10 protein-coding genes are annotated in these 13,112 nt (G+C 60.6%); 8 read left to right on the forward strand and 2 right to left on the reverse strand.

Annotation, left to right across the window (positions count from 1 at the left end; translation table 11 throughout):
• The first annotated feature begins 101 nt into the window (after positions 1 to 101).
• The 6 genes from QMG79_RS02575 to QMG79_RS02600 all read left to right on the forward strand — a co-directional run bounded on the left by QMG79_RS02575 (position 102) and on the right by QMG79_RS02600 (position 8,196).
• Positions 102 to 1,835, forward strand: a complete 1,734-nt coding sequence (locus tag QMG79_RS02575; RefSeq protein WP_283537000.1) for an ABC transporter ATP-binding protein — start codon at positions 102 to 104, stop codon at positions 1,833 to 1,835.
• Positions 1,832 to 3,922: an ABC transporter ATP-binding protein gene (locus tag QMG79_RS02580; RefSeq protein ID WP_283537001.1), complete on the forward strand. Its 2,091-nt coding sequence runs from the start codon at positions 1,832 to 1,834 to the stop codon at positions 3,920 to 3,922. Before QMG79_RS02575 ends, QMG79_RS02580 begins: the two co-directional genes overlap by 4 nt.
• 104 nt (positions 3,923 to 4,026) lie before the next feature.
• Complete coding sequence (locus tag QMG79_RS02585) at positions 4,027 to 4,446, forward strand: acyl-CoA thioesterase (protein ID WP_283537341.1); 420 nt, start codon at positions 4,027 to 4,029, stop codon at positions 4,444 to 4,446.
• 8 nt (positions 4,447 to 4,454) lie between these two features.
• Positions 4,455 to 4,724 carry a hypothetical protein gene (locus QMG79_RS02590; protein WP_283537002.1) on the forward strand — a complete coding sequence of 90 codons (270 nt, stop codon included), beginning with the start codon at positions 4,455 to 4,457 and terminating at the stop codon, positions 4,722 to 4,724.
• A gap of 9 nt (positions 4,725 to 4,733) precedes the next feature.
• Positions 4,734 to 6,956: an McrB family protein gene (locus tag QMG79_RS02595; RefSeq protein WP_283537003.1), complete on the forward strand. Its 2,223-nt coding sequence runs from the start codon at positions 4,734 to 4,736 to the stop codon at positions 6,954 to 6,956.
• On the forward strand, positions 6,943 to 8,196 hold the full coding sequence (locus tag QMG79_RS02600; RefSeq protein WP_283537004.1) for an McrC family protein: 1,254 nt from the start codon (positions 6,943 to 6,945) through the stop codon (positions 8,194 to 8,196). The genes QMG79_RS02595 and QMG79_RS02600 overlap by 14 nt, the downstream gene beginning before the upstream one ends.
• Here the strand turns inward: QMG79_RS02600 and QMG79_RS02605 are convergent.
• Positions 8,171 to 9,799, reverse strand: a complete 1,629-nt coding sequence (locus QMG79_RS02605) for a sensor histidine kinase (protein ID WP_283537005.1) — start codon at positions 9,797 to 9,799, stop codon at positions 8,171 to 8,173. The genes QMG79_RS02600 and QMG79_RS02605 overlap by 26 nt on opposite strands.
• A gap of 173 nt (positions 9,800 to 9,972) precedes the next feature.
• Between QMG79_RS02605 and QMG79_RS02610 the strand changes: the two genes are divergently transcribed.
• Positions 9,973 to 10,761, forward strand: a complete 789-nt coding sequence (locus QMG79_RS02610) for a response regulator transcription factor (protein WP_283537006.1) — start codon at positions 9,973 to 9,975, stop codon at positions 10,759 to 10,761.
• Positions 10,762 to 10,775: 14 nt separating this feature from the next.
• Here the strand turns inward: QMG79_RS02610 and QMG79_RS02615 are convergent, their stop codons facing one another.
• Complete coding sequence (locus QMG79_RS02615; RefSeq protein ID WP_283537007.1) at positions 10,776 to 11,210, reverse strand: pyridoxamine 5'-phosphate oxidase family protein; 435 nt, start codon at positions 11,208 to 11,210, stop codon at positions 10,776 to 10,778.
• A 152-nt stretch (positions 11,211 to 11,362) separates the two neighbouring features.
• On the opposite strand from QMG79_RS02615, the gene QMG79_RS02620 reads away from it, so the two are divergent.
• Positions 11,363 to 13,075 carry a purine-cytosine permease family protein gene (locus tag QMG79_RS02620; protein WP_283537008.1) on the forward strand — a complete coding sequence of 571 codons (1,713 nt, stop codon included), beginning with the start codon at positions 11,363 to 11,365 and terminating at the stop codon, positions 13,073 to 13,075.
• Positions 13,076 to 13,112: the final 37 nt, after the last annotated feature.

Here is a 13,112-nt window from a genome sequence, read left to right on the forward strand (position 1 = left end):
CAGGATGTCAGTGCCTCCTGATACACAAGATATTAAATGGCGCTCCTCATGGCACTTTCGGGTGCGACCTTTCTTGTTTCACTCCCTAAGGAACCACTGGCATGCTTCTCACATTGATCAGGCAGTATTCACGGCCCTACCGGGCCTACATCTGGGCAGTCATTGTTTTCCAACTGGTTGCCACCATCGCTGCGCTGTATCTGCCCAGCCTCAATGCACAGATCATTGACCAGGGTGTCTCCCGGGGCGACACGGATTTCATCTGGAATACCGGTCTCCTGATGCTTGTCATTGCCTTTGTCCAGATTGGTGCCGCCATTGCTGGTGTCTACTTTGGCTCGAAGACTGCGATGGCGCTGGGACGCGACCTGCGGCGGGGAGTCTTCCGCAAGGTCACCAGCTTCTCCGCCAAGGACGTTAACATCTTCGGCGCACCCACGCTGATTACCAGGGGCACCAATGATGTCCAGCAAGTGCAGATGCTGGTTCTCATGGGGCTGAATTTTATGGTGTCCGCCCCCATCATGTGTGTTGGTGGGATCATCATGGCACTGCGCGAAGACATCAGCCTCTCGTGGCTCGTGTGGGTTTCCGTCCCGGTCCTGTTCGTGGTGGTGGGTTTTCTGGTGATGCGCCTGATGCCCCTGTTCCGGACCATGCAGGTCAAGATCGACAGGATCAACGCCGTTCTCCGCGAGCAGATCATCGGTATCCGCGTGGTGCGAGCATTTGTGCGCGAGCCCTTCGAAACGCAACGCTTTGCCAAAGCCAACCAGGAACTGACCCAGGTTTCCCTGAAAATCGGTGCCCTGTTTGTCCTGATGTTTCCGGCCATCGGCATGATTCTGCACCTCTCCACTGCGGCAGTGCTGTGGTTCGGCGGCCAGCGTGTTGATGCTGGCGAAATGCAGGTTGGCTCCCTGACGGCTTTCCTCCAGTACCTCCTGCAGATCCTGATGGCGGTCATGATGGGCACATTCATGGTGATGATGATCCCGCGGGCCTCGGTCTGTGCCGAGCGAATTTCCGAAATTCTTGATGTTGAACCCTCCATCCACGACCCAGAGGATCCTGTCACTCCAGATCGCCTGGAGGGAGTAGTGGAATACCGGGATGTGAGTTTCTCCTATCCGGGGGCGGAAACCCCCGTCTTGAGCAACATCAGCTTCACGGCGAAGCCTGGCCAGACGGTAGCCATCATCGGGTCAACCGGATCAGGTAAAACTTCCCTGATCTCACTGCTTCCCCGGCTTTACGACATTGGACGTGGCGATGTTCTGCTGGACGGTGTCTCAGTCAATCAGCTGGACCGTTCCGAGATCACCAAACGCGTGGCAATCGTCCCCCAGCGGCCATACCTGTTCTCCGGCACCATCGAACATAATCTTCGGTTCGGGAAGACTGAGGCCACAGACGCGGAGCTCTGGGATGCACTGGCCACGGCTCAGGGAGAGGACTTTGTCAGGGAGAAAAAGGGCGGGCTTGCGGCCCAGGTGTCACAGGGTGGAACAAATGTCTCCGGCGGACAGCGCCAGCGGCTCTGCATAGCCAGGGCGCTGGTCACCAAGCCCAGGGTGTATCTTTTTGACGATTCGTTTTCGGCTCTTGATGTCGCAACGGATGCCCGGCTGCGGGCTGCGCTCAAGGAAAAGACCACTGATGCCACAGTCATCATTGTTGCGCAGCGGATCTCTACCATTACCGATGCAGATCAGATCCTGGTGCTGGACAGGGGCAGGATCGTGGACAGGGGCACGCACGCCGAGCTGCTGGGGACCTCACCGACCTACCAGGAAATTGTTGCTTCGCAGCTGAGCGTTGAGGAAATGGCATGAGCACGAACAGCAAGCAAGGACAGCGCAGCGGGCCAGGCCGCAAGGGCCGGAACAAGAACGTAAAAGATTCCTCCGTTTCGGACACCCCGATGAAAGCAGCCGAGGACGCGAACGTTGTCGACGATGCCGCCTTCGTTCCCGGCGAAGCCGATGGGGACATGTTTGGTGGGATGCCCGCCAAAAAAGCCGAACATTTCTGGCCATCGGTGCAGCGCCTCCTGGGACTCCTGCGACCCGAACGGATGGGGCTGGCTGCCGTTGTGGCACTGGTCGTGGTGTCAGTGGTTCTGAATGTCATTGCGCCAAAGATCCTCGGCCAGGCCATGGACGTCATCTTTGGCGGTGTTGTGGGCCGTCAGTTGCCGCCCGGAGTCAACAAAGCGGATTTTGTGGACCAGCTCAGGGAACAGGGCCAGGGCAGCTACGCGGACATGATTACCAGGATGGAACTTGTCCCGGGGGCCGGTATTGATTTCCAGAAGCTGGCCATGCTGATTTCGATAGTCCTTCTGATGTACTTCGTTGCCAACATCTTTCTCTGGCTCCAGGGATATGTCTTGAATGTCATCGTTATGAAGGTCATCCGTGGACTTCGCGACAATACGGAGAAAAAACTCAACCGGTTGCCGCTGAACTATTTTGATACCCGCCAGCGGGGGGACGTTCTGTCCAGGGTGACCAACGACGTCGACAACATCCAGCAGGCGTTGCAGCAGGCTTTCGCCCAGCTCATCAGTTCGGTCCTGACGGTAATCGGCATCGTGGTCATGATGTTCATCGTTTCGTGGCAGCTGGCCGTGATTGCCCTGATCGCCCTGCCACTGTCCGGTATCGCAGCAGGACTCATTGGCGTTCGGAGCCAGAAGTTGTTTGCTGCTCAGTGGAAAAATACTGGTTCCCTCAATGGCCAGATCGAGGAGTCATTCTCAGGACATGACCTGGTCACTGCATTCGGACGTAGCGCCGATGCTTTGGAGAACTTCGACGAACGCAACGAGGCGCTCTACAGGGCCAGCTTTGGTGCACAGTTTGTCTCGGGCATCATCTTTCCCGTCATGCAGTTCATTTCCTACCTGAGCTACGTGGGGATTGCTGTGGTGGGTGGTCTTCGAGTTGCATCAGGGTCCATGTCGTTGGGCGATGCCACGGCGTTCATCCAATACTCGCGGGAGTTTACGCAGCCCTTGGGCCAGATGGCCGGAATGGCCAACATGCTCCAGTCCGGGGTGGCTTCCGCCGAACGCGTTTTTGAGTTCCTTGATGCAGACGAACAGGACGACGAGACAGCCACCAAAAAGCTGCCCACCAAAACTGACGGTCACGTAGAGTTCCAGGACGTCAGTTTCAGCTACTCGCGGGACAGCCGCCTCATCGAGCAGCTGTCCTTCACCGCCGAACCTGGTCAGACAGTTGCCATTGTGGGACCGACCGGGGCGGGTAAAACCACCCTGGTGAACCTGGTGATGCGTTTCTACGAGCTTGATTCCGGGGCCATAACCCTTGATGGGGTGGACGTGACAGACCTCAGCAGGGCTGAACTGCGGTCCAAAGTAGGCATGGTCCTCCAGGACGCCTGGCTCTTTGGCGGTTCCATCCTCGAGAACATCAGGTACGGAAACCTCGACGCCACGGAAGAGCAGGTCATGGCGGCTGCCAGGGCCACGTTTGTTGACCGTTTCGTTCGGGCCCTTCCCGAAGGCTATGAGACAGTCATTGATGAGGAAGGCAATAATGTCAGTGCCGGCGAGAAACAGCTGATTACAATTGCGCGGGCTTTCGTGGCCAATCCGTCCCTGCTGATCCTGGATGAAGCCACGAGCTCGGTGGATACCCGGACAGAGCTGCTGGTCCAGAAGGCCATGGCTGCGCTCAGGACCGACAGGACGAGTTTTGTCATTGCCCATCGGCTCTCCACCATCCGGGACGCCGACACCATCCTGGTCATGGAAGAAGGACGCATTGTGGAACAGGGAAACCATCAGGTCCTCCTGGCGGCAAAGGGAGCCTATTACCGTCTCTACACCTCGCAGTTTGCCGGAGCTGCTGATGCCCCTGGGGCGGATGAGCCAACGGCGGTGCATCGGTGACTGGAGCAGTATCGGCAGGTACCGGAGTGGTTGTCGCTGATGTGGGGGAGGATCTTGCCCCGGAAGGTGCCGAGGAGTCTCGGGTCCTGGAAGTCAGCGTTCCCATGCGGTGGGGGGACATGGATGCTTATGGCCATGTAAATAACGTCCAGGTGGTGAGGATGCTGGAGGAAGCGCGTATCGCTGCCTTTGGGCCACCCCGCGGAGCTGGTCTGCCTGGCATGAAACCTGCTGTTTCGTTGTTTGATGCTGTTCCCGAGGGCGTGATGTCATTGGTGGTCGAGCACCGGATCCGCTATGTGCGCACCCTCGAGTACCGGAATATCCCGGCAGTGGCGCGGGTATGGATTGGAGCACTCAAAGGCGCAAGTTTCGAGATTCACTACGAGCTGGTTGATCCGACCACCGACGCACTGTGTGTCAGGGCGACCACGCAGCTGGCCTTTGTTGACGAGGCTACCGGCAGGGTGGTTCGGTTGAGTCAGGAGCAGAAAGAGCTACTAGCACCCTTCCACAGGACGTAGGAGGAAAAATGGCAGCAGTCCAGCCCCGGAGCCCGGGCCTCGTGGCGAGGGTCCTGCTTTCCGAGCGGTTGCAGGCTGGTCTGGAGATCCTCTTCTGTCTGTGCCTGGGGGTGTTGCTGGTTAATGCGGTGGCCGCCGGTGAGCTAATCGGCTCGGTTGTCCCGCTGCTACTCCTTGTACTGACGGGTGTCCTGGCACGGCGGCGCCGAACACGAAAAATGCGGTTACCTCCTGGCCAGAACCTTTCTTCCACATCGCTTCCCAGCAGGAACCTGTAGGTTCGTAGGATGACCCCGACGCCGAAATCAGCTCTCCACCGTGCCCCCGGAGTCTCAAAAGAAATTGAGGATGCGGCGTGGTTTGTCCTCGGCGCGGGATTGCAGGGCAAGCCTTCAGCACTTGATGGCAGCACGCTGACCTGGACCACGGACGTGGCCAATGAGCTGCTCGAACGCCTGGAACGTGGTGCGGTAGATCCCAAGGCGCCCATGATGACCAATCTGCGCCAGCACGTGGAGGGGGCCGGGCGAGCGGTCAAGATGCTGGCCGTGGAGCTGTTGTTCCTGCAGTCCCTGCCGCTGGCCCACGAGGTCAAATCCCTCAAGGTCAAACGTGCCAGGGTTGCCGAGGCCGCTGCCTGGCTGGAACCAAAGCTGGAGTTGCCGCCCGAACTTTATAGGGGCCTGACGGACCATGGTGTGATCCGGGACCGGACAGCCGAATTCAACTGGACCGTCCGCGAGCATCTCCAGTGGCTCTGCCGTTTTGTGCGGCACGTCGACCAGCAGTCCACGGCAGTGCTTGCCCGCGCCGTCCAGGACCCGCTGCAGTTCCACCTACTGGCAGCCGGAACTCCTGATGACCAGCCAGCCATCCGGCGCAGCATGGAGTTCCTGGTGCACCCGGATTTTTTCGAGCCACTGGTGTCCGACATTGAACGACGCGAAATTCGTGACGCGTTCGGTTCGCTGGTGGGTGGGGCATCGGGCGAGAGCGATGAGGACGTCACGGCGGATATCCGCCGGATCCGCCTGCACCTTGACCGGCAGGCTGGGCAGCGGATCGACTGGTACTCCCGCCACCTGGTGAGCCAGTGGCGAAAGGTCGGCGATCCTGGCCGTCGGGCGTGGCGGCTGCGCACGCACGCTGGCAGTGCGCAGCTGCTGCAGTCCTGGCAAGACGCGGAAAAGGTGACGCTCGACGTCGAGCATCTCCGGGTCCTTGAAGCAGGTGTTACTGCGGGAGTGGTCCAGCATGCCGTGGACGAGGATTGCAGGCATATGGGCTATGTGGAGCGCGAGGATACCAAGACCGCCGTGTTTGCCTTCCTGACCGTCATGAAGCCGGGGGATCTAGTGCTGTTCGAGCATTCTGGTGCCGTGCAGCTGGGCGTGGTACTGGGGGAACCGGACCAGGATGGCGACCACCGGCGCCTGCTGCGGAAAGTCCAATGGTTTGCTGGCACCCATCCCACCACAGAGCTTCCACGGCACGTGCAGCGCCAGCTCGCCACCGCCGGGAAAATCGTTGACGTGACACGTGTGGTGCAGGCATTGGAACCACTCCTGCCTGCCGAGGCCGAAGCCGACCCTGATGACCTGGTGCCGGTCCAGGGCAGCCCGTCCCACGGGTTTAAGCCACTCACGCAGGATTTTGCGGATTCCCTGCACCTGGGCCTTGAGTCCCTGCAGGAAATTGCCGGCCTGTTGGAGGACAACCGCCAGGTGGTGCTGTTCGGTCCGCCCGGAACCGGGAAGACGTTCCTGGCCAAACATCTTGCTGCCGAGTTGGCCCAAGACGCCACTGACGAACGCGTCAAGCTGGTGCAGTTCCATCCCTCCTATGCCTACGAGGACTTTTTTGAGGGCTACCGCCCCGACACAACTGATGACGGCCAGGTCTCCTTCAAGCTGGTGGCCGGCCCCCTCCGCCGGCTGGCCGAAGAAGCCGCGAAGCCGGGCAATGAAAAGAAACCGTACTTTCTGATTATTGACGAAATGAACAGGGCAAACTTGGCCAAGGTCTTTGGCGAGCTCTACTTCCTGCTGGAATACCGCGATGACAGGATCTACCTGCAGTACAGCCCCAACGAGCCATTCACGCTGCCGGACAACCTCTACATCATCGGCACCATGAACACTGCTGACCGGTCAATAGCCATGATGGATGCAGCCATCCGGCGCCGGTTCTCCTTTGTTGAGCTGCACCCGCAGACCGAACCAATAAAGGGTTCCCTCCTGCGGTTCCTCCAGGCCCGGGGGCTGGATACCCTGCCGGCCCAGCTGCTGGATGAACTCAATGCCGGCATTGATGACTGGGACAGGGACCTGATGATTGGTCCGTCCTACTTCATGAAACCAGCCGCCCAGACTCCCGCCGGGTTGCGCCGGATCTGGAAGTACGAACTGATGCCGTTGCTGGAGGAGCACTATCATGGCCAGTTGACGCGCCCGCAACTGGAGGAGCGCTTCGGGTTGGAGCAGGTGCTCGCTCGTCTTGGCGATCGCTGAGCGGGCTGGCGGGCCGCGCCACATCGAACTCGACGAACTGCAGGCCGGTGCCGTGGAGAAACTGGATCCAGCCAGCGCGGCTTTCATCAACGCCAGCGGCCTGGCGCGTGTCTCGCCCCTTGGCCTCGGCCTCTACCGGCTGGAACCAGTGGGCACCGTTGGCTCTGTCCGCACGGGTTCCGTGCAGGTGGACGTCCGGCCACGTGGCCGGCTGGGGCTCCAGAAGTTGCTCTTCCTGCTCAGCTACAGCGCAGAGCCGGGCTTCTCGCCGCACGCGGTGGCAGCCAAAGAATCACCTGACCTGTGGGCGGCCCTGGCATCATCCCTGGCGCTCCTGGGGGAGCAGGCTCTCGGCCGTGGGGTCCTGCAGGGCTACCGTGAGGTTGATGAGTCCTTGCGAACCGTCAAGGGCAGGATCCGGATCTCCGAACAGATGTCGCGTCATCCTGGCCTGATGGTTCCCCTCGAAGTCTCCTACGACGAGTTCAGCTCCGATATTGCCGAAAACAGAATCCTGCGCGCGGCAGTGGAGCGAATGATGCAGGTGCCTGGTCTCCTGCTCGAGGCCAGGAGCCGGCTGCGGCACCTGAAGACAAAGCTCGACGGCGTCACGTACCTCACCGCAGGTGCGCCCCTACCAGCGTGGCAACCCACGCGGCTCAACCAGCGCTACCATCCTGCCCTGCGGCTGGCAGCACTGATCCTGCGCCACGCTTCGGCAGAGAGCGGACCTGGCCCCCAGCGCGCTTCCGCGTTTGTGGTGAATATGAACCACGTATTCCAGGATTTTGTGGGAACGGCCCTGCGCGCGGCCATGGCCAAACATCCGGGAGAGACACGGCTTCGGCACGGGGCGCTGCTGAACGAGGCGGTGGATGACGCCGACAGGATTACGGTGCGTCCCGACGTCGTCCATTTTTTGGGCGGTCGTCCTGTTATGGTCTATGACGCCAGGTACACCGCCAGGACCGATGCTGGTGCTTCTCTTTCCGCTGATCACTTCCAGGTTCTTGCGCATTGCACGGCACTGGGCGTGCCAAGCGCCTGGCTGATCTATGCGGGAAAGGGCGAGGTCACATTGCGCCAGATCCTCAACACCGAAATTGACATCATCGAATTTCCCATGGACCTGTCCTTGCCACCAGCGCGGATCCTGGCCGCTGTTGATGACCTGGCTGATCAATCGTGGGGTGAAGTGGTCCGGCAGGCTAGGCTCAGCACACTGGCATCCCCGGATTAACTGCTCGGCTACTGACCGGAGCCGGAAGATGGAAGGTAAAAGTAGTCCCGCTGCCCAGGACACTCGTGACGTGGATGGTGCCACCGTGCGCCTCAACAATCTCCTTGCAGATGGACAAGCCGAGCCCCACCCCTGGAATCGATGTATTACGGACGCTCGTGGCGCGGAAAAACCTGTCAAACACTACTGCAAGATCCGCGCTGCCCAACCCCATCCCCGTATCCTCGACACTGCAGCTCAAGCCGCCGTCAACGCTGTCCAATGCGACGGTGACCTGGCCGCCATCGGGCGAATATTTAATGGCGTTGGAAACCAGGTTGTCGAGTACCTGGCCAAGGCGCGGACCGTCGACGCTGGCCAGCAGCGAGTCCGGAAGGGTGCCCTGCAGGACCACACCAGCGGCAGCCGCGCGTGGTTGGGCTGCGCTGATGCAGGTCTGGACGAGATCCACCACGTCAACGGTATTCATGGATACCGCGAGCTGCCCCTGGCGGATGGCAAGCAGGTCAGAGACGAGGGTGAGGAGCCGGCCCGAATTGCGGTGGATGATGTCCAGGGAACTGAGCTGATGATCCTGCGGGTCATCATCAATCAGCAGTTCCACGTACCCCAGGATCGACGTCAGCGGCGTCCGGAATTCATGCGAGACGCTGGCCACGAAGTCGTCCTTGGCGGACAGGGCATCAACCAGGTCTGTTACGTCGCTGAACACCACCACTGACCCGGCAAAGCCTCCCTCGGGGTCATGCATGGGCCGTGCTGAGGTGCTGAATGCACGTTGTCCCGGCCCGGAACCCAACCAGACCAGCACATTGGTTAACGCCTCGCCCCGTACCGCTCGCCTCGCGGGACGGGACTCAGCAGGCAGGGGAGTGACCTTGTCGGCACCGAAGACCAAAAGCTGGGATTCGGTGGCGCCAGCACTATCCGGTGGGGTGGCCAGGGCCTGATTGATGCGCTGGGGGCGGTTCATCAGGATGTCATTGCCGCTCCCGTCAACGGCATGGACGCCCACGTGGACGGTATCCAGGACTGTATTGAGCAGTTCCTCCTGCCGGCGGCTCGAATCCAGTGCTGAACGGAGTTGGGCGTCCTTTTCGGTGAGGATTCCCTGCTGGCGGGATGCAGCACGCTCAAGGTAGGAGACGGTCAACCCGATGCCCAGCATGGTCACCGGAAAAAGTAACGTCCGCACAAGCTCCGGACCACTCGCATTTCCGTTGAGGAACAGCGGAATCCAGATAATTGCGAGGGGCCCCAGAAATGACGATGCCACGGAAAGCCGCGGATACACGCCTGATGAGCAGAGCGAGATCACGGGAAAAACAGAGAGCAGGCTGATCCCACTAATGCTGTCCTGTCCGCCTTCACGGCCCAGCGCAATCGACACGAAGTCCAGCAGTGGTACCAGCAGGAAGCTGTGCGGCGGCAGCCTGTCCCAGGGAATGACGGCACAGCCCACCATCAGCAGCACCTGCGTGACCAGGAAAGCCACAAAGAGAGTGTTGTCGAGCAGGCCGGGAAACCAGGCCCAGGCGAGCCCGGCAGTCAGCAGTGACGTGATGACCAGGGGGACCTGGCTCAGGATGACCCGGCGGCGCAAGCCTTTCCCGGAGGCCGGTCCGCGGAACAGGATGGGCTGGCCGGTTGCCTCCCCGCACGGAGCGGTTCATGCAGGTCCCATGACTACTGACTTCTGGAAAGGGCGCATCCCAGCAGGATATCGCCCGGCAGATATACTGCAGGCGTTGACCCGAAAAGTGGCTGGAGGCTGTGATGGGTGAATCGCGCAGGGGTTTGGTGATTGAGGATGATGGGGACATCCGCGAGCTCGTCCGCGTTGTCCTCACGCAAGCAGGTTTTGACGTCAGTGTTGCAACCTCCGGGAGTCAGGGCGTGGACATGGCGCGGCAGCTGAAGCCGGCTGTCATTACCCTGGACCTGGGCCTTCCGGACATCGACGGTTTTGAAGTATCGCGCCAGATCCGCGAATTTTCCGACGCCTATATCGTGATGCTCACCGCCAGGGCCGAGGAACTCGACACACTGATGGGTCTTGAAGTTGGGGCTGATGACTACCTTACAAAGCCTTTCCGGCCGCGTGAGTTGCGGGCCCGGGTGGCGGCGATGATGCGCAGGCCCCGCGAAGTCGGTCCAGGCCCCGAAATGGCGGGAAGCAGTCAAGGCGCTGCGCCGCACATGGAGCCCGCCCTGGCGCAGGGCGGGAACGGGCAGGTACCGCTCCAGCACAACGGCCTGGATCTTTATTACGGCTCCCGCACCGTTGCCCTGAACGGTCAGGAGCTGAACCTCACACGGACCGAATTTGAACTGCTGTACGCGTTGCTCGAATCCGGCCGGACAGTCCGGACCAAAGCGGATCTGGTCCGCCGGCTCCGGGACGAGGAATACGACGTCGGAAGCTACATCAGCGACGCTGACGAACGGTCAGTGGAAGTCCATATGGGCAATCTCCGGAAGAAGCTGGGCGACTCCGCCGCACACCCGCTCTGGCTGCAGACGGTGCGTGGTGTTGGTTACAGGCTGGCTCCGCCGGTCAGCTGAGGGATCCTCCCAGCTCAAATTTCACGTTCGGGTTGTGGGCCCAGCTCAAAGTGCCGGCCACTGACGGACGTGGGTGCAATTTCCACGTAGAAGTCCTTCAGTGTGGGAACCCAGGTGGTAAGCCCCAGGGCTTCCACGGCGGCCACCTCCGCCTCAAGGGTCAGGACCCGGGCAGTGCCTTGAAGCACCACTGACCATGCCTCGTCGGAGAGAATACCGTCCGTTTCGAAAAGCACTGTGGCATTAATGGTCAGCTGGGCAAGCTTGTTGCCGGGGGCAGTTCGCAGGTACAGCATGCGCTGGTCGCTGATGTAGTTCACCGGAAAAATGTCTGTGTCACCTGAGACTGTCACCACCAGCCGGCCATGGCGGGTGTTGTCCAGGAGTTCCCAGGACTGATCGGGCGTCAGCTCCAGGACAGGGTTGCCGTTGTCATGGGAAAACATCATGACTGAAGTCTCTTGCCAGTGCCTGGACCGCGGAAGGGGCGAAGGTCCCGGATTTTGTTTACATCGTGGAAATGACGCCGTGACGCTCTGGTGTTCCGGGGTGGGTAGCTTCTGTCCGAGAGCACATGCCGAACACTCAGGAAAGCGATCCCATGACCCAGACCTCGCAGGGCAGAGAAGTATTAGATCAGGGCGGGTTACCACCCACGGATGCGCCGCCGTCAGGGAAATCCAATGCAGATGCAATGAGCGCGGCCAAGGAGAGCCTGGAGGACTACACCCTCCGCTTTGCCCCGCGGTCATACCGGAAGTGGAGCGCCGGGATCGTGGCTACCAGTGCGTTGGGCGGTATTGCCTACCTCGCCGACTTTGCCATCGGCGCCAATATTGGAATAGCGTGCGGAACCACCAACGCACTGATCGGCATTGCCGTCGCGGCAGTCATCATCTTTGCCACTGGATTTCCACTGGCCTACTACGCTGCCCGGTACAACATTGACCTGGACCTCATCACCAGGGGCTCGGGCTTCGGGTACTACGGCTCCGTCGTCACAAACGTCATCTTTGCGACTTTTACCTTCATCTTCTTCGCCCTCGAGGGTTCCATCATGGCCCAGGGTCTGGAGCTCGGACTGGGGATCCCGCAGTGGATCGGCTATGCGGTGTCGACGCTCATTGTGATTCCGCTGGTGGTCTACGGCATGAGCACCCTGGCCAAGCTGCAGGTCTGGACAACGCCGCTGTGGCTGCTGCTCATGGTCATTCCCGTGGGATACCTGGTGCTCTCGCACCCGGAAAGCGTTGACAACTTCTTCGCGTTCACCGGCGCCACGGGCGACGGCGGACCTAACCTTGCCTCGGTCATGCTCGCGGCTGGCGTTTGCCTGTCCCTGATGGCGCAGATCGCCGAGCAGATCGACTACCTGCGGTTCATGCCTCCACGCACGGCGGCCAACAGGGGGGCCCGGTGGCGGGCTGTAATCCTGGCCGGACCCGGGTGGGTCATCTTTGGTGCCATCAAACAGATTGTCGGCATGTTCATTGCGATCTACCTCATTGCCAGCCTTGACCCGGCAGCCTCGGCCACGGCCAATGAACCGGTCCACCAGTTCCTGGGTGTGTACGAGGAAATGATGCCGGGCTGGCTGGCCATGACCCTGGCGGTGGTGCTGGTAGTCATTTCACAGATCAAGATCAACGTCACCAACGCCTACTCGGGATCGCTTGCCTGGACCAACAGCTTCACGCGGGTCACCAAGACATACCCGGGCCGCATGGTCTTCGTCGTGGTCAACCTGGCCATTGCCCTGGTCCTCATGGAAGCGAACATGTTCGCGTTCCTCAACACCATCCTCGGCTTCTACGCCAACTGTGCCATGGCCTGGGTTGTCACCGTGGCCTCAGACATCACCATCAACAAGTACATCCTGAAAATCTCACCCCGGGCCGCCGAGTTCCGCCGGGGCATGCTGTACGCCGTGAACCCTGTCGGCTTCGTCTCGATGCTGGTATCCGCAGGGGTGTCCATCGCCATGTTCTTTGGGGCTTTCGGTGCCGGGATCCAGCCCTACTCGCCAGTCTTCGCGGTAGGCCTGGCGCTGGTGCTGCCGCCGGTCATTGCGGTACTGACCAAAGGCAAGTACTACCTTCGGCGTACCGATGACGGCATTGACCTCCCCATGCTCGACGCCGAGGGAAATCCCAGCGATGCCAAGCTCCTGTGCCATGTGACGGGCCTTGAGTTTGAGCGTCCGGACATGATCCGGTCGGCCCAGGACGGCCCCAACGGTGAACCACAGTACGTCTCGTCGCTGGCCCTCTCCACGGACAAAACAGGCAAGCTCATCCTCCCAGCCCAGCCCTGAGCCGAGTCCTGAGTTCAGCGGGCATCCCGGGGGAACC

The sequence above is a fragment of the Pseudarthrobacter sp. PS3-L1 genome (assembly GCF_030063285.1).
GTDB lineage: Bacteria > Actinomycetota > Actinomycetes > Actinomycetales > Micrococcaceae > Arthrobacter.